Here is an 18,555-nt window from a genome sequence, read left to right as displayed (position 1 = left end):
TTAGTGCATTTCAACCCTTACGGTGGCGCGGCGGCGGAACTGGCGGCTCAGCTCGTGAACTCGACGTCGGAGACCGATCTGCAACAGTTGCTCGACGACGCGGACTACAAGCCGCTGGGTTCGCTGGACGAGCGGCAGATCCGGGAATTACGCAGGTGGATCACCAGACTCGACGCCGCGTTCGACGCGCCGTCGGTGCAGCTGCTCAACGAGCTGCTGGCCGAGACCACCAGTGAGCCCTATATCTCCACGCATGACGGCCGGGCGCCGCACATGCACTTCTCGCGCATCGACCTGCCGACGGTCGAACGCGTCAAGGCCTACACCGCGATGGGACTCGCGGAGCTGTTCTGCGATGCGCCGGAACGGATCGGGCGGTGCGCCCGGGAAGGGTGCGAATCGGTGTTCGTGGATACCTCGCGCAATGGGCGGCGACGGTTCTGTACCACCCGGTGCTCCAACCGAGTTCATGTGGCGGAGCACCGGGCCAGAGGTTAACTCGCGCTGCGCTGGCCGTGCTTGCGGAAACCGGGTAGCTGGTCGGCGACGGTCCACCGGCCGTAGGTCTTCGCGCCGGTGTCGTCGTCGCGGTGGATCGGGCTGACCCAGGTGGGCCGCGGCATGGTGGCCGCTCGCTGCCCTCGCCCCATCAACGGAACCTGTTGCGCCACAAGGTAATAGTCGCCCTCATCCTGGGGCTCGGGGAGGTATTCACAGAGCTGCTCGGCCGCGTCACCGAGATGCGCGGCGGCGACCACACCACTGAATGGTCTGGAATACTCGTCGCGCACGACGACGGCCGAGACGGTCCACATGCGATTGCCGGTTGGGTGCTGCTGAGGATCGGCGGTGTCTCCCGCGTCCGAGTACGTGTTGTCGATCATCTTGCACCTCCGGTTGCTGCCCGGGGGAGGCGAGGCCTCCCGGTCTAACGTTCTTGCGCTCGAGGTCAATTCGGCAATTCACAGGAGAACTGGCCTGCAAATGAGTGTATCGCTCCCCCTGCTGATCTTGGTGCCAATTCCTGTGCTGAAACACGTTCTGGTGCAGCCAGATTCGTGTGAACAACGGTTACGTCCGAGACAGCCGCTACTGTGGTTGACACGTTCGACATGGCGAGGTGACGCATGGATGGCTGGCAGGTCACCGTGGCACTCCCGATAGCCCTGGCGCTCATCATGTTCGGGCTCGGCCTGGCCCTGACAGTCGCCGATTTCGCCCGCGTCGTGAAATACCCGAAGGCCGTGGTGGTGGCGCTGAGCTGCCAGATCGTCCTGCTGCCCGCGATCGCCCTCGGCCTGGTGCTGCTGCTGGATCTGGCGCCGCAGCCGGCCGTGGGCGTCCTGCTGCTGGCCGCCTCCCCCGGCGGGGCCACGGCGAATCTGCTCAGTCATCTGTTCCACGGCGACGTCGCGCTGAATGTGACGCTGACAGCCGTGAACTCGGTGATCGCGGTTGTGACGCTACCGCTGGTCACCAACTTCGCCCTGGAGTATTTCGAGCCCGCCGGTACGGGCGGGCTCGGACTACAGTTCGGCAAGGTCGTGCAGGTGTTCCTGATCGTGCTGGTCCCGGTGGTCACCGGCATGCTGACGCGACGCTGGGCGCCGGGGTTCGCGCGGGCGATGGATCGGCCGGTGCGGATCTCCTCGATCGTGTTCCTGGCTCTGATCACGCTCGCCGCGATCTTCGCTGAGCGCGCCAATATCCTCGACTACCTGCTGCAAGTCGGGGTGGTCATGCTGTTGTTCGCGGTGGCGAGCCTCGCCATCGGGTACTGGGTGCCGAAGGTGGCGGGGGTGCGGCACGCGCAGGCGATCGCGTGTTCGATGGAGGTCGGCATTCACAACAGCACGCTGGCGATGACGATCGCGATCAGCCTGCTCGGCGATATCCGGATGGCTGTGCCGGCCGGGGTCTACGGGGTGAACATGTTGCCGCTGGCGTTGGCCGCGGGGTGGTTGATGACCCGGCGCGCCCGGGCCGACGGCACGTTCAGCCCGGTGACCGCAGCGGATCGGTCAGCAGATCGGTGAAAGCGAGTTCGGCGGCGCCGAGCAGAGTGGCGTCGGCGGCCAGGGCCGAGGTGCGCAGGCGGACGGGTTCGCGCAGCGCGAGCAGGCCGTCGACGGCGAGGCGGCTGCGGACCTGCGCGGCGGAGGCCAGATAGATTTCGCGCAGCACGCCCCCGAAGACGACCACCGACGGATTGAAGATGTTGACCAGGTTGGCGACGCCGTAGCCGAGCCAGTCACCGACCTGATGCAGGGCATCCCGGGAGCGGGCGTCACCGCGGCCGGCGGCGTCGACGATCGCCTCGACCACCGCGCGGCCCGGCGGGTCGGTGCGTCCCGCCGCCGCGATCAGAGCCAGCTCACCGGCCTCGGCCTCCAGGCAGCCCCGCGAGCCGCAGGCACACGGCCGTCCGCCCGGGTTCACGATCATGTGCCCGACTTCGCCGCAGTAACCGCCTTCGCCGCCGATCAGGTTGCCGCCCAAGATGATTCCGCCACCGATCCCGACATCGCCGTGCAGGTAGATCAGGTTTTCCACATCGATGCCGACGCCGCGTTCGCGTTCGGCGAGCGCGCCGAGGTTGGCGTTGTTGCCGACCGTGACCTGGAGGCCGAGTTCCTCGGACAGGCGCGCGCCGATCGGGACGTCGACCCAGCCGATGTTCGGGCCGTACCGGACGACGCCGTCGGATTCGCGGACCATTCCGCAGAACGCGACGCCGACTCCGGCACAGCGGGTGTCCGGGCCCGCGCTGTCGATCATGGTGCGCGCCATGGCGGCCAGCGCGGTGGTCACCTCGTCCGGGTCGAAAGTGCGGCTGGTGCGCGGGGTTTCGGTGCGGTCCAGAACCGCCCCGCCCAAACCGACCCGCCCGGCGGCGAGCCGGTCCGCGCCGACGTCGAGAGCCACCACGTAGACCTGTTCGGACGGGCGGACGACCAGCGAAGGGCGGCCCGCCTTACCGGTCTGGCCGGGCAGTTCCTCGCTGACCAGACCAGCCGCGGCCAAATCCGCGGTGAGCGCCAGAATGGTGCTGCGGTTCAAGCCCATTCGCTCGGCCAGCACCGCCCGCGACATCGGGCCACCGCGATGGATGTGCCGCAGCAGGACCGCTAGGTTCCGCCGCCGGATCTCCTCGGGTGAAGGGGCCGCTCGCACGCTGATCGTCCCCTCTCCCTGCGTCTATCGATGGCCCTTCTAGCTGTGCAACTGAGCTCGTTTGCGCGACAACGCATCCACACCCGCTGCCAACAGCAGCACGAATCCTGTCACAACGAATTTCGTGCCCGCACTGAAGCCCATCAGCCCCATGCCGTTGTTGATCACCGCCACCACCGCCGCGCCCAGCACCGCGTCGAGCATCCGGCCCCGGCCGCCGAACAGGCTGGTACCGCCGATGACGGCCGCGCCGACCGCGGTGAGCAGCACATCGCTGCCGCCGGTGTTCGGATCTACGGAGTTGGCGCGCGAGGCCGCGATCAGCCCGCCGACCGCCGCCATGGTCGAACACAGCACGAACGCGGTGATTTTGATGCGATCGACCGCGATGCCCGCCCGGCGGGCGGCCTCGGCATTCCCGCCGACCGCGTAGATGTGCCGTCCAAACGCGGTGCGGCGCAGCACGAATGTCCACAGCAGCAGGAGCACCGCGATGAGCGGTACCACGATCGGCATGCCCTGCAGCGAGTTCATCGCGGGGTTGCGGCTGCGTTCGTCGTTGAGCACGCCCACCACGATGCCGACCACGAGCGCGACGGCCGCGATCCGCAGGGCGATCACCGGCAACGTCTCCCCGGTCAGCCCGAGTTTGGTGCGCGCCTGCAGCTTTCGGAACTGGATCAGCGCGAACCCGGCCAGCAGGATCGCGTACATGATCCAGCCGAGCAGCGGCGGCACGTTCTTGTTCGCGATCGCCACGATGGTCGAATCGGTGATCGAGATGTTGCGCCCGTTGTCCATGATCTTCAGGGCGACGCCCTGCAAGGCGAGGAAGGCCGCGAGGGTGACCACGAACGACGGAATGCCGATCCGCACCACGACCGCGCCGATCGTCAACCCGATCGCGACGCCGGTCAGCAGCGAAACACCTACGGCCACATACCAGGGCCAGCCCTTGTCGGTGAGCAGCACCGCCAGCACCGCCGCGCACACGCCGCTGGTGAATCCGGCCGACAGGTCGATCTCGCCGAGCAGCAGCACGAAGATCAAGCCCATCGCGATGACCGCGATCGCCGCGCCCTGGGTGAGCAGGTTCGCGAAGTTGGCCTGGGTCAGGAACACCGGACGGGCCACGGAGAAGATCACCGACAGCACGATCAGCGCGATCACCGAGGGCAGTGCGCCCATGTCGCCGCTGCGGACCCGATCGACATAAGTCCTGGCCAGATCGCTGAAAGGGGCTGCGGCAGCAGGTTCTTTGGTGAGCGCCACGCTCATCGGCCGGCTCCGTTCGTGCTGATGCCGAGCTCACCGCTGCGTCCGGCGGTGATCAGTTCGACGACTTGGGCGTGGGTGACATCGGAGGTGCGCACCTGGGCGGCCATGCGCCCCAGATACAGCGCGGCGATCCGATCCGACACCGCGAACACGTCATTCATGTTGTGCGAGATCAGGACTACGGCCAGGCCACGGTCGGCGAGGGTGCGCACCAGTTCGAGCACCTGCTGGGTCTGGGCGACGCCGAGCGCGGCGGTCGGCTCGTCCAGGATCACGACCTTGCTGTTCCAGAGCACCGCTTTGGCGATCGCGACGGTTTGGCGTTGCCCGCCGGACAGGCTCGACACCTGCTGGCGCACCGACTTCACGGTGCGAACCGACAAGCCCGCCAAGGTTTTTCCGGCCAGCTCTTCCATTCCGTACTCGTCGAGGACGAGCCCGCGCCGGCGTTCCCGGCCGAGGAACATGTTCTGCACGATGTCGAGGTTGTCGCAGAGCGCGAGGTCCTGGTAGACGATCTCGATGCCGAGCGCGGCCGCGTCGCGTGGACTGTGCACGTGCACCGGCGCACCCTCGAACAGGAACTCGCCCGCGTCGATGGGGTGGGTGCCGCCGATGCATTTCACCAGCGTGGACTTACCCGCGCCGTTGTCGCCGACGAGTGCGGTCACCTCACCCGAGCGAGCGGTGAAGGCGACGTCGTGCAGCACCTGGACCGCGCCGAAACTTTTGTCTATGCCCCGTAATTCGATGATCGGGGTGTCAGTCATCAAGAAACTCCTACTGCTCCTTCCGCGGTCCCCTCATCGAAACCGCGGAAGGAGCTGGTGCGGGGGGTGTGCGTCAGATTCCGTTGTCCGCGCAGAGTTTCGCGACATCGCCGGTGCACAGTTCACTCTTGGTGACGTACCCGTCGGCGATCACGTCCTTGACGTTGGCCTTATAGATGGGCTTGGGCTCGAGCAGCACCGAAGGCACATCCTTCTTCGACTCCGGGTCGGCCACCTTGCCGTTGGTGGTGCCCTTCTCGCCCTTGGTCAAGGCGATCGCCAGCTCCGCGGCGGCCGCCGCTTCCTGCTTGATCGCCTTGTACACGGTCATGCACTGGTCGCCGGCGAGCACGTTCTGCAGGCCCTGCACCGTCGCGTCCTGCCCGGTGACCGGGACCTGACCGTTGAGCTTCTGCTTCTTCAACACGGCGATCGCGGCGTTGGCCATGCCGTCGTTGGCCGCGGCCACGCCACCGAGATTCGGTGTGCCGGTGAGCATCTGCTCGAAGATGGTGCCCGCCTTGGTGTTATCCCATTCCGGCACCGCCTGATCCGGACCCTTCAGGTACTCACCGGAGTCGAACTTCGGCTTCAGCACGCCGTCGTAACCGCTGCGGAACAGGGTGGCGTTGTTGTCGGTGGGGCCGCCGTTCAGGTACGCCACGGTGGGCTTGGGTGCGTTCTTCTCGGTGAGGCATTTGACCAGGCCTTCCCCGATCAGGTTGCCGACCTTCACATTGTCGAACGACACGTAGTACTCCGCGCCGCCGCCGAGGGTCAGCCGGTCGTAATCGATGACGGTGACACCCTGCGAGCGGGCCTTCTCGATCACCGCTTTGCCGGTGCCGCTGTCCAGGTTGGTGATCAGCAGAACATTCGCCCCGTTGGTGATCATCTGATCGGCGATCGTCTGGAACGCGCCCTTGTCGCCCTGCGCGTTCTGGATATCGGCCTTCACCCCCGCCTTGTCGAACGCCTCCTGCAGATACTTCCGGTCCGCGGTCTCCCAGCGGGCGGAGGTCTTGCTGTCCGGCAGGATCACCCCGATCTTGGCGCCGGAGCCCGAGCCGCTCTCGTCATCGCCGCAGGCGGTGAGGGAGGTGAGCAGCGCGGCCGAAACAGCGGTGATGGTGAGAATGCCCTTGCGCATGGTGGGCCTTTCATCGGACCGCCCCGGGTGCGCCGGGCGGTCGAGTCGAGCGAATGTTGTTTGGTGCAACATATTCGACTGTGACCTGGAGCACAACCTCTTCGGGCAAATCGGTCAGGTCGCCTCGTGGAACACCAGCCCGAGGGTGTGGCGGGTGCCGGAACGCAGCACGCTGACGCCGTGCCGCATCGGCGCCACCGACCAGCCGCGCGCGCTCGGCAGCGGACGGTCGCGAGTGGTGAAGATCAGCCCGTGCCCGCGCGGGACGGTCGTGGCATAGCCGCGCGACTGGGCACGCGGACGCTGCTCGACCATCAGGAATTCACCGCCGGTGTAGTCCGCGTCCAAGCCGATCACCACCTGGAGCGGAAAGACCATGTCGCCGAACAGATCCCGATGCAGCGCATTCCAGTCACCCGATTCGTAGCGCAGCAGGATCTGCGCGGATTTGCGCTGACCGGCGCTGTGGCACATCGCGATCCACTCGTCGAGGGTGTCCGGCCAGGGTGCCGCCTGCCCCAGCTTGTCCGCCCAATCCCGGGCCACCGGTAGCAGATTCGGATAGAAGGCCTGGCGCAGTTCCGCCACGACGGGCGGTAGATCGTGCGTGAAGTAGCGATAGCGGCCCGAGCCGAAGCGGTGCCGGGCCATCTCGACGGTCGTGCGGAACCGGTGCTCCTCCGCGAAATATCCGGCGATCTCCCGGCATTCGCCGGGCGTGAGCAGCGGGCCGGTCAGGGCGTGGCCGTGCTCGGCGAGTTCCACGGCGATCGCGGGCCAATCCTGTTCGGCGACAACCGTACCCACTGCGTCAGACACCGAGGAGCACCCCTTCCAGTGCCAGCAGCCGCTGCTTTCGCTCCAGCCCGCCCGCATACCCGGTCATCGCGCCGTTCACACCGATCACCCGATGACACGGCCGCACCACCAGCAGCGGATTCGCCCCGATCGCCGCCGCGACCGCCCGCACCCGATCCCGGGGCGCCCCGATGCGGGCGGCGATCTCGCCGTAGCTGACGGTCGTCCCATAAGGGATAGCGTCCAGGGCCGCCCACACCCGCCGCTGGAATTCGGTGCCACTGTCGGCGAATTCGAGATCGAACCGCATCAACTCGCCGGCAAAGTACGAACGCAGCTGCGCGGCAACCTCTTCGAAGGCCTCGACGTCCTCGTTCCGACGATCTCGCACCGGCCCGTCCACCATGGCGACCGACGCCAGGACAACACCGGCGCCGACACGCTCCCCGGCCAACCGCAACTCCCCCAGCGGGCTGCCCACGTACGCGTACACCGTCATCTCCGACTCCTCTCGTCAACGTCCTATCCCCAATCTGCAGCACCCCAGCCACCACAGCTGGCGGGAATCAGACACAGCATTGACATGAGAATCGACCGCCCGGGCACTCCCCTCCTGCAGTGCCCGGACGGCCGGCCCGACTCGGCGGGCTGCGCGGAACGCTACGGAGCAGCGGAGCTATCCGCCCGCTGGGACAGCGGGCCATTCAGGAGAATTCGCAGTTCACAGGCCTGCACGAGTTTTCCGGGCCGGACAAAGATTCACGACCGCGGTGTGCACGCAGTTCCCGCTGACCATTCGGCGCGATGAGTTTTCGGGCTCGGCTCCGTCTGCATTCATATCTACGACGAAAGGTAGTCCGGACGTGACCGCACCTGAGGTTCTGCTGGAAGGCATCGTGTTCGGGGAGTCGCCGCGGTGGCACGACGGGCGGCTCTGGTTCTCCGATTGGGGGGCCGGGCAGGTGATCGCGGTCGGTGACGACCGGCGGCACGAAGTCGTGGCGAGTGTCGACTCGTTCCCGATGTGCATCGACTTTCTGCCCGACGGGCAACTACTGATCGTCGATTCGGCGCGGCGCAGGCTGCTCCGTCGCGAGCCGTCCGGCGCGCTCGTCGAGCACGCGGATCTTTCCGCGATCTCCGAGCAGCCGTGGAACGACATCGTCGTCGACGCCCGCGGCAACGCCTATGTCGACAACATCGGATTCGATTTCCCGGGTGGGGAATTCGCGCCGGGCGTCATCGCGCTCGTCACCGCGGACGGCACTGTCCGGCAGGTCGCGGGCGACCTCGCCTTCCCGAACGGGCTGGCGATCACCCCCGATGGCCGGACCTTGGTGGTGGCCGAGTCCTACGCCGATCAGCTCACAGCGTTCGACATCGCACCCGACGGCACGCTCGGCGGCCGCAGGGTGTGGGCGAAAACCCCTGGTGATCACCCGGACGGCATCTGCTTCGACGCCGAAGGCCGGCTCTGGTACGCCGATGTCGGCAATCAACATTGCGTCCGGGTCGGGGAAGGCGGCCAAATCCTGGCCACCCTCGAACTCGATCGCGGCGCCTTCGCGTGTGCGCTCAGCCGTGGGGAGAACCCGCGCCTCTACGTCGTCGGCCAGAGCTGGGGCGGCGAATCCGACTCGCCCACTGGCCGAGTGGTGGCCTTCCCCGCACCCGCGCCGGGAGCAGGCCGGCCCTGACCTCAGCCGGTACGGTCGGGCCATGTCTCGCCCCACCGCGTCCGGCCGTACTCCCGTCACCGCGGACGATCTCGACCTCGCCGTCCAGCTCGCCGTGTCGACCCTTCGTGCGGCGTCGCCGTCCGCGTGGGACGGCAAAGCCGGTGCCCTGGAATGGGATTGCTGGGAAACAGTCGAGCACCTCAGCGACGACCTCTTCGCCTACGCCGTCCAGCTCGGCCCCAAAACACCACCCGTGGACGGCCATGTGCCGTTCGTCTACGAGCGGCGACGCCCCGGCGGTCCCGCGAATGCCGTGCACGCGGACCACAAGTCGGGACCCGCCGGCCTGCTCCAGGTCCTGGAAGCGAGCGCCGCCCTCCTGGTCGCCATGGTGCGCACAACCCCGCCCCAGACCCGCGCCTACCACGTCTTCGGCGTCTCCGACCCGGAAGGCTTCGCCGCGATGGGCCTCGTCGAAACCCTCGTGCACACCCACGACCTGGCCCAAGGCCTCGACCTCCCTTGGACCCCACCTGCCGATCTATGCGCCCGGGCCCTCGCCCGCCTCTTCCCGGACACCGAGGCATCCCCCGACCCCTGGCCCACCCTGTTGTGGGCCACCGGCCGCACCGATCTACCCGGCCGCCCGCGCCGCACCCAATGGCGCTGGGACAGCACACCCCAGCCATAGGTGTCACGGGCTCGCCGAGGAACCGCCGCAACAGCGGGGTCGAAGACGACGCGGGCGCCAAACAACCGGAGGCGTGCGCGGCATTCGTGCGGGCGGCGTATCTCGGTGCGGAGACCGAAATTGTGTAAAGCAATGTTTCAATTTCATTCGCGCCAACCGGAGATGGGGTAAATGTGAGCAGATGAGATCTGCCACTGCCTTGAAGACCGCCGTCGCCGGCGGTGCCGCCGTCGCGCTCGCACTACTGTCTGCCTGCGGTTCTCCGCCGGCCGAGAAGGACGGCAAAGGATCCGGCAACACCTACGGCTCCTCGGATGCGAAGTTCCGGGCCTGCATGGTCACCGACGCGGGCGGTGTGGACGACAAGTCGTTCAACGAATCCGGGTGGAACGGCGTCAAGGCCGCGGTCGACGCCAACAAGGCGATCTCCGGCAGCTACCGGCAGTCCAACAGCACCGCCGACTACGAACCCAACCTGCGGGCCTCGGCCGACGACTCGAGCTGCGGTCTGGTGATCGGTGTCGGCGGCCTGATGGCGGACGCGATCAGCACGGTCGCCAAGGAGAATCCGGAGCAGCGGTTCGCCATCGTCGACTCGCACGTCGAGCTGCCGAACGTGTACTCGATGGAGTTCAACGCGGCGCAATCGTCCTATCTCGCGGGCTACCTGGCGGCGGGCACCACGAAGACCGCGAAGGTCGCCACCTGGGGCGGCATGCAGATTCCGGCGGTCACCATCTTCATGGACGGCTTCGCCGCCGGTGTCGCCAAGTACAACCAGGTGCACAACACCAATACCGCGGTCCTCGGCTGGGACACCCAGGCCCAGAAGGGTTCGTTCACCGGCAATTTCGATGACACCAGCGCGGGCCGGTCGCTGACCGAGAACTTCCTGGCCCAGGGCGCCGATGTGGTCCACCCGGTCGCCGGGCCGGTCGGCCTGGGTGGCGCGTCCGCCATCAAGGACAAGGGCAACGCGACCATGATCTGGGTGGATTCCGATGGCTACCAGGCGGTTCCGGAGTACAAGCAGATCATTCTGTCCTCGTCGATGAAGGACATCTCCTCGGCGATCCGGGTCGCGATCGACAACGCCTTCAACGAGGGCGCCAAGGACGGCCGCTACGTGGGCACGTTGAACAACAAGGGTGTCGCCCTGGCACCGTTCTACGAGTTCGACAGCAAGGTCCCGGAGCCGCTGAAGCAGGAGATCAAGCAACTGCAGGCCGACATCGTCGCGGGCACGGTGGTGGTCTCCTCACCGGCCGCCCCGAAGCCGTAACGCATGCGCCTCGAATTACGCGGCCTGACCAAGGCATTCGGCGATTTCGTCGCGGATGACGCGATCGACCTGGCGGTAGAGCCGGGCCAGATCCACGCCATCCTCGGCGAGAACGGCGCGGGCAAGTCCACGCTGATGAACATGCTCTACGGGATCCTGGAGCCCACCGCCGGGCAGATCCTGATCGATGACGCGCCGGTGCGATTCCGGTCGCCCGGCGACGCCATCGCCGCCGGAATCGGCATGGTGCACCAGCATTTCAAGCTCGTGGGCCCGTTCAGCGTGGCCGACAACGTCCAGCTGGGCCGCGAGCACGCCAAGGCCGGAATTCTCGACCGCACCGCGGCCCGGCGCGCGGTGCGGGAGGTGTCGGAACGCTATGGGCTGGCACTGGATCCGGACGCGATCTGCGAAAACCTGCCCGTCGGTGTGCAACAGCGGGTGGAGATCGTCAAAGCTCTTTCGGGACATACCGAATTGCTGATCCTCGACGAGCCCACCGCGGTACTCACCCCGCCCGAGGTCGCCGAATTGCTGGCGATCATGCGGAATCTGGCGGCATCAGGCATGTCGATCATCTTCATCAGCCACAAGCTGAAGGAGGTGAAGGCGGTCGCCGACACGATCACGGTCATCCGGCGCGGCAAGGTGGTCGCCGAAGCCTCCCCCGAGGATGGCGAGGCGGAGCTGGCGGCCGCGATGGTGGGCCGCGAGGTGTCCCTCACCGTCGACAAGACACCCGCCGCACCGGCCGAAAACGCCTTGGAGATCAAAGATCTCACGGTGCTCGACGACCGGGGCATCCCGGTGCTGGACGGCCTGAACCTGACCGTCCGCGCCGGGGAGATCGTCGGCCTGGCCGGCGTGGAAGGCAATGGCCAGACCGAATTGGCCCGCGCCATTCTCGGCACCCTCGCACCGGCGGCCGGCTCCATCGAGCTGACCGGCACCGAGGTCGCCCGATGGCATCCGTACCGGCGCATCGCGGCCGGACTCGGTTACATTCCGGAGGATCGCGCCCGGGACGGGCTGGTCGGCGATTTCACCGTCGCCGAGAACATCGTGCTGAACCAGTACCGGGAGGCCCCGCTGTCCCGGCGCGGCGTGGTCGACGACGCGGCGGTGCGTGCGGTGGCCTCGAAGTCCATCGCGGAGTTCGACATTCGCACCCAGGGCCCCGAGGAGCTGGTGTCGGCGCTGTCCGGCGGCAACCAGCAGAAGGTGATCATCGCGCGCGAGTTCTCCCGTCCGCGAAAGGTGCTCGTCGCCGCGCAACCGACCCGCGGCGTCGATATCGGGGCCATCGAGTTCATCCACGCCCGGCTGGTCGCCGAACGTGACACCGGCACAGCCGTTTTGCTCATCTCCGCGGAACTGGATGAGATTCTCGCCCTGTCCGATCGCGTCGCCGTCATCTACAACGGCCAGATCGTGGGCGAGGTAGCACCGGACAGTCCGCGCTCCGATATCGGACAGCTCATGATCGGTCACCGACCCGAGACCTCGTCAGGCGACGCGTGAATACGACAACCAAGCCGGACCTCGAGCCGAGCCGGAAAGGCTTCGGCCCCACCTTCGTCCGGTACCTGACCGAAGCCAACAGCGTGATGGTGACGATCTACTCGCTGCTGCTGGCCTTCGCCATCGGCGCGGTCCTCATCATCGTCTCCGACCCCGGCGTGCGCGGAACCTTCAGTTACCTGTTCGCGCGACCCGGTGACGCGTTCAGTTCGTCCTGGTACGCCGTCAGCACGGCCTACCAGGACCTGTTCGAGGGCTCGATCCTCGATTTCGGCCGCCTGCAAGAGTTCTTCGCGGGCGAGGCCACGCTGAACCAGGTCCTGCGGCCGCTCTCGGAGACCCTGACCTACGCCACCCCGCTGATGTTCACCGGTCTGGCGGTCGGGTTGGCGTTCCGGGCCGGCCTGTTCAATATCGGCGCCCAAGGTCAATTCGTGTTCGGCATGCTCGGCGCGCTGATCGTCGGCTTCGCGGTGGAACTTCCTCTGCTGCTGCATCTTCCGCTGGCGTTGCTGGCGGGCGGCCTCGCGGGCGGCCTCTTCGGCGCGATACCCGGCTATCTCAAGGCGAGAACCGGTGCGCACGAGGTCATCTCGTCGATCATGCTGAACAACATCGCCACCTACTTCCTGATGTGGGCGCTGGGCACCACATTCATCCACTCGGTCACCTCCCAGGAACTGGTCTCCAAGCCGGTCGCCGCCTCGGCCCGGCTGCCGCAGCTGCTCGGCTGGGCCGGGTCCGGCCTGCGGGTGAGCATCGGCCTGCTGCTCGGGTTCGCCCTGGCCGCCGGAACCTGGTGGCTGCTCAGCAAATCCACCTTCGGCTTCCGGATCCGCGCGGTCGGCGCCAACGCCCACGCCTCGGAAACCGCGGGCATGGATATCGGGCGCACCTTCACCACCACCATGGGTGTGGCCGGTGGTCTGGCCGGTCTCGGCGGCGCGGCCCTGGTGCTCGGCTTGAACCCGTACACGGTGAACCCGGGCACGGCGGTGGAATACGGCTTCGACGGCATCACCGTGGCGCTGCTCGGCCGCGCGCATCCCGGCGGGATCGTCGCCGCCGCACTGCTTTTCGGTGCCCTGAAATCCGGAACATTGCATATGCAGCCGGCCATCCCGGTGGAGATGTCCACGCTGCTGCAAGCCGTCATCGTGCTGTTCATCGCCGCGCCCGCCCTGGTCAAAACCCTGCTGCGGCTGCGGACACCGCGCGGCGGGCTCAACACTCTGGAAGCGAGGGGCTGGTGAACGCATCGACCGGCACCGAACCGCAGGTTGCGGTGTCCGACAAGGTCTTCCGGCGGCGTACCACGGCGGCTTACGGCTTGATCGGCGCGGGCGTCGTCCTGGGCGGACTGGGCCTCCTGCTGATCGGTACCGGGCGGACCACCACCTACCGGCTGGATCAAACCGTCGACACGAGCTGGACCGTCGGGACACTCGTGGTCGTCGCGCTGCTGAGTGTCCTTGCCGCACTGGCCGGAGTCGCGCTCCTGGCACTGCCCAAACCCCTCGTGCAGCGCTTCGACAGCATCCTGATCGGTGGGGCGGTGGCCGCGCTCGTTATCGCGGCGCTGTCCTGGACCGTCACGCCGGGTGTCGGTTTCCCGGTCGAATTCGTGCTGGCGACAACGCTTTTCCTGGCACTGCCGTTCATCTTCGGTGCGCTCTCCGGTGTCGTCTCGGAACGCTCCGGCGTCATCAACCTCGGTATCGAGGGCCAGTTCCTCACCGGCGCGTTCACCGCGGCACTGCTGGCGTCCGTCACCGGTAACGCCTATGTCGGGATGCTGGCCGCCACTCTCAGCGGCGTCTGCTCGACGCTGCTGCTCGCCTGGCTGGCGACCCGGTTCCAGGTCAATCAGGTGGTCACCGGCATCATCCTCAACCTGCTCGCGCTCGGCCTCACCGGCTTCCTCTATGAGCGGCTGATGCGTGCCGACGGCTCCCTGAACCAGCCCGCCACCGTGCAGAAGGTCGGCGATTCGCTGGGCTTCCTGGCCCGCATCCCGATCCTCGGGCCGGTGCTGTTCGACCAGAACATCTTCGTCTACGTGGCGCTGGTCTGCGTGTTCGCGGTCTCCTACCTGCTGTTCCGCACCCGCTGGGGTCTGCGCACCCGGGCCGTCGGCGAACATCCGGCCGCCGCCGACGCCGCCGGCATCAACGTCAACCGGCTGCGCTTCTGGAATGTCACCATCGCCGGGGCGCTCTCCGGTTTCGGCGGGGCCTTCTTCACCATCGCCAACAACGTGTCCTTCAGCAAGAACATGACCGCGGGACTCGGCTTCGTCGCCCTCGCCGTGATGATCGTCGGCCGCTGGCACCCCTTCGGCGTCCTCACCGCTGCTCTGCTGTTCGGTTTCTCCAGCGCTCTGCAACGGTTCCTCAACACCATGCCGGGCAATCCGATCCCCACCGAGTTCCTGGGCATGCTCCCCTACGCGGTCACCCTGGTCGTGGTCGCCGGGTTCATCGGCAGGGCCGTCGCGCCCGCCGCCGACGGCATCCCCTACACACCCGGCAGCAAATAGCCGCCGGAGTTGACCTTCGAGTTACCTGAGGCTCCATGATTGCCGGGTGACTGAGTTGACGATCGGGGCGATGGCGCGGGCCACCGGGGTTACCGCCAGTGCGCTGCGGTTTTACGACGATTGCGGACTGCTGCCGCCGGCCCGGGTGGATCCGGTGACCGGGTATCGGTATTACGCCGAGGAGCAGTGCGAGCGGGCGGTGTCGATTCGACGGCTCCGGGAGATCGGGGTGCCGTTGGAGGGTGTCGGCCGGATTCTGGGCGGGGATTCGGCGGCGGCGGCACAGCTGCTCGATGACCATGTGCGGGATCTGCAGCAGCGGGCGCGCGCGGCCGCCGTGGTTGCAGCGGCGATCAAGCAGGGGCTGAGTGGGGTTGTCCTGAGCGGGCTCGCATTGGCCGACGCGGTGGGGCAGGTTCGCTCGGCCGCTGCGGTTGACGGCGAATTCCCGGTACTGACAGGCATTTTCATCGAGGCCGAGAGCTCTTCCCTGACCCTGACCGCGACGGATCGGTATCGGTTGTCGACCCGGACGCTGGTACCGCGGCAGGGGGCGAACACATGGGCGGCGGTCGTGGCAGCCGAAGAGCTTGCAGCGGTTGATGATTGGCTGCGACAGATCGACGAGGTGAGCCTCTCGACCGAAGCGGGATTCCTGGTATTGGCCGCCGACGGCACCGAGCGCCGCTGTCCATTGATCGATGAACCGTTCCCCGACTATCGAGCGGTGCTCGCGGGCCTGGCAACCGTGCGGACACGGGTGCTGGTGCAGCGCGAGGCACTGATCGCAGTGACCGACGGGACACCACTGGTGCTATCCATCGCCGAATCGGGGCTCACTGTGCGCGATTCCAGTGGCACCCGGCAACTCCCCGCGACCATCAGCGGGCCACCCATCGACATCGGGTTCGCGCCAGAAGTCTTGCGACCAGCGCTGGCCGGCGCCGTCGGCCCAGACGTGATGCTCGATATTTCCGCCGCCGACCAACCTGTGGCGGTCCGGTCCGCGACCGATGGCGACCTCACCACCCTGGTTATGCCGATTCAGCTGCCCTGATCACCCGGCGCTGATCGGCATGCCGGAGGCAATCGCAACTACACCAATCACAGTGATCGACAAGGAGTTATCCGATGAGCAAAACGATTTCCCCCGACGAGACAATGGACGCGATCATGCAGGCGGTCACGCTGGGGCGCGACGGCGATACCGAGCGTGCCCGGACAGTCCTCACTGAGATCTGGGAATCCATTGGGCCACAAGGTGACCCACTGCATCGGTGCACCCTGGCCCACTTCATGGCCGACCTGCAGCCGGATGCCGCACAGGCCCTCGCCTGGGATGTGCGCGCCCTCGATGCCGCCGCCAGCCTGACGAACGAGCGTGCCCAGCAACATCATTCAACACTCGACGTCGCCGGATTCTACCCGTCGCTGCACCTCAACCTGGCTGACAACTACCGGCAGCTCGGCTCGTTCGAAGCCGCCCAGCGCGAAATCGATTCCACTCGCGCCTGCCTGCATACCCTCGGCGACGACCCCTACGGGGAAACCATCCGCACGGTGCTCGACGAGGTCGAGTCAGCGATCCACGCCCGATCGACCGTCCGCCGGGAGTCCGCGCCTGGCACCAGCCCTGCTCGGTGACCGGCCGAGCCAGCCGCGGATTCCGTGCTCAGGGGGTCGGCGTGAGGGTGACGACGGGGATCACACGGCCGGTCTTCTCGGCATAGTCGGCGAAGCCGGGCATCACCTCGACCATCGCGGCGTAGAGGCGATCCCGCTCCGGGCCTTCGGTGATCGGGGTGGCGGTGGCCTGGAACTTGTCGGTCCCGAGTTCGACGGTGACCTCGGGATTGGCGCGGACGTTGTAATACCAGTCCGGGTTGGTCGGCGCGCCCGCCTTGGAGGCGATGATCACGATGTGCCCGCCGTCGCGGATGAAGGCGAGCGGATTGGTCCGCGGCAGACCGGATTTCGCGCCGGTAGTCGTCAGGAGCAGCAGCTCACGCCCCGCGAACGGGCCACCGACCTTTCCGGAGTTCGCTCGGAATTCCTCGATGATATTGGTGTTCCAGTCGCTGGCCATACGGTTCCTTTCGGGGCGGATGTCCCTGGAAACGTACCGACCCGGCCGGGTAATTCCCGGGTGCCGCACCCGCGACGATCAGCGCGCGCGAGTGCCGGCGAGCGTCTTGTGCAGGTTGGTGCGCATGGTGGTCGCCGTGTCGAGGAGGTAGTTCTGGCGAACCTTCCACGGATGGCGGTCGCCCTGCCGGGGGAAGTCGGCGATGGAGCGCTGGACGTAGCCGGAGGCCAGGTCCAGCAGCGGGCGTTCGGAGAGGTTGCCCTCGGGTTCCGGGACCACGGCGGCATAGCGGTTGCGGTCCATGTGGCGCAGGACCTTGCAGACCAGCCGGTGGGTGAGGTCGGCGCGCAGGGTCCAGGAAGCGTTGGTGTAGCCGAGGCAGACGGCGAAGTTGGGGATGCCGGTGAGCATGGCGCCCTGCCAGACGTACTGGTCCGAGAGGTCGACCTTGCGCCCGTCGACGATCGGGGCGATGCCGCCGAAGGCGAGCAGTTGCAGGCCGGTGGCGGTGATGACGATGTCGGCCTCCAGCAGCCGCCCCGACTTCAACCGGATGCCCTCGGGGACAAAGGTTTCGATGTGGTCGGTGACGACCTCGGCCTTGCCCTTCTTCATCGCCTTGAAGAAGTCGGCATCGGGGACCGCGCAGAGCCGCTGGTCCCACGGGTTGTAGGACGGCGTGAAGTGCTCGGCAACCGCCTTCTCGTCCTTCAGGATTCGCGTGGTGAGGCCGGTGAGCAGTTTGCGGGCGGACTCCGGCCGACGGCGGCAGTACTGGTAGAAGCCGATATTGAACAGGATGTTCTTGGTGCGGATCACCCGGTGTGCCAGGTTCGGTGGCAGCAGTTCCCGGATCTTGTCGGCCTGCTTGTCGCGGCCGGGCACGGGGCTGATCCAGCTCGGGCTGCGCTGCAGCATGGTGATCGAGGCGGCCTCGTCGGCCATGGCGGGCACCAAAGTGACCGCGGTGGCGCCACTTCCGATGACGACGACGCGCTTGCCCGCGTAGTCGAGGCCCTCGGGCCAGAACTGGGGGTGCACGGTCTGACCGGAAAATGAAGCGGCACCGGGGAATTCGGGCGCGTGCCCCTGGTCGTAGTTGTAGTAGCCCGCGCAGGTGTAGAGGAAGTTGCAGGTGAGGGTGCGCTCGCCGGACGCGGTCTCGACGGTCAGCAGCCAGCGCGAGGTGTCCGAAGACCATTCGGCCGCAACGACCTTGGTCTGGTACCGAATGTGCTGATCGATCCCGAACTCGGTGGCGGTCTCCTTGATGTAGCGCAGGATCGACGGGCCGTCGGCGATGGCCTTCGCGTCGCGCCACGGCTTGAACGAGTAGCCGAGGGTGAACATGTCGGAATCGGAGCGAATTCCGGGGTAGCGGAACAGATCCCAGGTGCCGCCTACGGTGTCGCGGGCTTCCAGGATCGCGTAGCTCTTGCCGGGGCACTCGGTCTGCAGCCGATAGGCCGCGCCGATACCCGACAGGCCCGCGCCCACGATCACGACATCAACATGGTCCTGAACCTCACCGTTCATACCTCCAGTGTGAAAAAGCGGCCGACCAGATTCTTGACTTTGCGCGACAAG

19 protein-coding genes are annotated in these 18,555 nt (G+C 67.0%); 10 read left to right on the top strand and 9 right to left on the bottom strand.

Translation table 11 applies throughout. The features are described from left to right. Positions 1-3: 3 nt before the first annotated feature. Positions 4-498, top strand: coding sequence for a CGNR zinc finger domain-containing protein (locus tag IBX22_RS32655; protein WP_194819659.1), 495 nt, complete (start codon positions 4-6; stop codon positions 496-498). On the opposite strand, the gene IBX22_RS32650 is transcribed toward IBX22_RS32655, so the two are convergent. Beyond that, on the bottom strand, positions 495-884 hold the full coding sequence (locus IBX22_RS32650) for a hypothetical protein (protein ID WP_194819658.1): 390 nt from the start codon (positions 882-884) through the stop codon (positions 495-497). The two genes, IBX22_RS32655 and IBX22_RS32650, sit on opposite strands and share 4 nt — an antisense overlap. 243 nt (positions 885-1,127) lie before the next feature. Here IBX22_RS32650 and IBX22_RS32645 point away from each other — a divergent pair, with 243 nt between their 5' ends. Next, positions 1,128-2,036, top strand: a complete 909-nt coding sequence (locus IBX22_RS32645; protein ID WP_194819657.1) for a bile acid:sodium symporter family protein — start codon at positions 1,128-1,130, stop codon at positions 2,034-2,036. Here the strand turns inward: IBX22_RS32645 and IBX22_RS32640 are convergent. From IBX22_RS32640 to IBX22_RS32615, 6 genes are all read right to left on the bottom strand, one after another. Further along, positions 1,996-3,174 (bottom strand): ROK family protein, encoded by a 1,179-nt coding sequence (locus IBX22_RS32640; protein ID WP_309234882.1) that lies wholly within the window; start codon positions 3,172-3,174, stop codon positions 1,996-1,998. The two genes, IBX22_RS32645 and IBX22_RS32640, sit on opposite strands and share 41 nt — an antisense overlap. A 39-nt stretch (positions 3,175-3,213) precedes the next feature. Continuing rightward, complete coding sequence (locus tag IBX22_RS32635; protein ID WP_194819655.1) at positions 3,214-4,452, bottom strand: sugar ABC transporter permease; 1,239 nt, start codon at positions 4,450-4,452, stop codon at positions 3,214-3,216. Further along, the gene (locus tag IBX22_RS32630; protein WP_194819654.1) at positions 4,449-5,222 is read right to left on the bottom strand and encodes an ATP-binding cassette domain-containing protein; all 774 of its coding nucleotides are present in this window, start codon (positions 5,220-5,222) and stop codon (positions 4,449-4,451) included. Before IBX22_RS32630 ends, IBX22_RS32635 begins: the two co-directional genes overlap by 4 nt. Positions 5,223-5,295: 73 nt before the next feature. Continuing rightward, a complete protein-coding gene (locus IBX22_RS32625) occupies positions 5,296-6,372 on the bottom strand; it encodes a sugar ABC transporter substrate-binding protein (protein WP_194819653.1) in 1,077 nt (358 codons plus the stop codon). Between the two features lie 114 nt (positions 6,373-6,486). Next, positions 6,487-7,191: a 2OG-Fe(II) oxygenase gene (locus IBX22_RS32620; protein WP_309234881.1), complete on the bottom strand. Its 705-nt coding sequence runs from the start codon at positions 7,189-7,191 to the stop codon at positions 6,487-6,489. Then, a complete protein-coding gene (locus IBX22_RS32615; protein WP_194819651.1) occupies positions 7,184-7,669 on the bottom strand; it encodes a methylated-DNA--[protein]-cysteine S-methyltransferase in 486 nt (161 codons plus the stop codon). Before IBX22_RS32615 ends, IBX22_RS32620 begins: the two co-directional genes overlap by 8 nt. A 364-nt stretch (positions 7,670-8,033) precedes the next feature. Here IBX22_RS32615 and IBX22_RS32610 point away from each other — a divergent pair, with 364 nt between their 5' ends. The 8 genes from IBX22_RS32610 to IBX22_RS32575 all read left to right on the top strand — a co-directional run bounded on the left by IBX22_RS32610 (position 8,034) and on the right by IBX22_RS32575 (position 16,526). Further along, positions 8,034-8,867: an SMP-30/gluconolactonase/LRE family protein gene (locus IBX22_RS32610; protein ID WP_194819650.1), complete on the top strand. Its 834-nt coding sequence runs from the start codon at positions 8,034-8,036 to the stop codon at positions 8,865-8,867. A gap of 22 nt (positions 8,868-8,889) precedes the next feature. Then, entirely contained in the window at positions 8,890-9,540 is a 651-nt protein-coding gene (locus IBX22_RS32605) for a maleylpyruvate isomerase N-terminal domain-containing protein (protein WP_194819649.1), read from the top strand. 181 nt (positions 9,541-9,721) lie between these two features. Beyond that, a complete protein-coding gene (locus tag IBX22_RS32600) occupies positions 9,722-10,822 on the top strand; it encodes a BMP family protein (RefSeq protein WP_194819648.1) in 1,101 nt (366 codons plus the stop codon). 3 nt (positions 10,823-10,825) lie between these two features. Beyond that, positions 10,826-12,343 (top strand): ABC transporter ATP-binding protein, encoded by a 1,518-nt coding sequence (locus IBX22_RS32595; RefSeq protein WP_194819647.1) that lies wholly within the window; start codon positions 10,826-10,828, stop codon positions 12,341-12,343. After that, complete coding sequence (locus tag IBX22_RS32590) at positions 12,340-13,596, top strand: ABC transporter permease (protein ID WP_309234880.1); 1,257 nt, start codon at positions 12,340-12,342, stop codon at positions 13,594-13,596. Before IBX22_RS32595 ends, IBX22_RS32590 begins: the two co-directional genes overlap by 4 nt. Then, entirely contained in the window at positions 13,593-14,882 is a 1,290-nt protein-coding gene (locus tag IBX22_RS32585) for an ABC transporter permease (protein ID WP_194819646.1), read from the top strand. The genes IBX22_RS32590 and IBX22_RS32585 overlap by 4 nt, the downstream gene beginning before the upstream one ends. A 46-nt stretch (positions 14,883-14,928) precedes the next feature. Continuing rightward, positions 14,929-15,939, top strand: a complete 1,011-nt coding sequence (locus IBX22_RS32580) for a MerR family transcriptional regulator (protein WP_309234879.1) — start codon at positions 14,929-14,931, stop codon at positions 15,937-15,939. Positions 15,940-16,013: 74 nt separating this feature from the next. Continuing rightward, positions 16,014-16,526 (top strand): hypothetical protein, encoded by a 513-nt coding sequence (locus tag IBX22_RS32575; protein ID WP_194819645.1) that lies wholly within the window; start codon positions 16,014-16,016, stop codon positions 16,524-16,526. Positions 16,527-16,554: 28 nt separating this feature from the next. Here IBX22_RS32575 and IBX22_RS32570 read toward each other — a convergent pair whose 3' ends face one another. Both IBX22_RS32570 and IBX22_RS32565 read right to left on the bottom strand, forming a co-directional pair. Continuing rightward, entirely contained in the window at positions 16,555-16,968 is a 414-nt protein-coding gene (locus tag IBX22_RS32570; RefSeq protein ID WP_194819644.1) for a nitroreductase family deazaflavin-dependent oxidoreductase, read from the bottom strand. A gap of 78 nt (positions 16,969-17,046) precedes the next feature. Continuing rightward, positions 17,047-18,504 carry an NAD(P)/FAD-dependent oxidoreductase gene (locus tag IBX22_RS32565; protein WP_194819643.1) on the bottom strand — a complete coding sequence of 486 codons (1,458 nt, stop codon included), beginning with the start codon at positions 18,502-18,504 and terminating at the stop codon, positions 17,047-17,049. Between the last annotated feature and the right edge of the window lie 51 nt (positions 18,505-18,555).

Origin of the sequence: Nocardia sp. XZ_19_385 (genome assembly GCF_015355755.1) — a bacterium.
Lineage (GTDB): Bacteria > Actinomycetota > Actinomycetes > Mycobacteriales > Mycobacteriaceae > Nocardia.
This window is presented reverse-complemented; position numbering and strand designations above follow the sequence as displayed.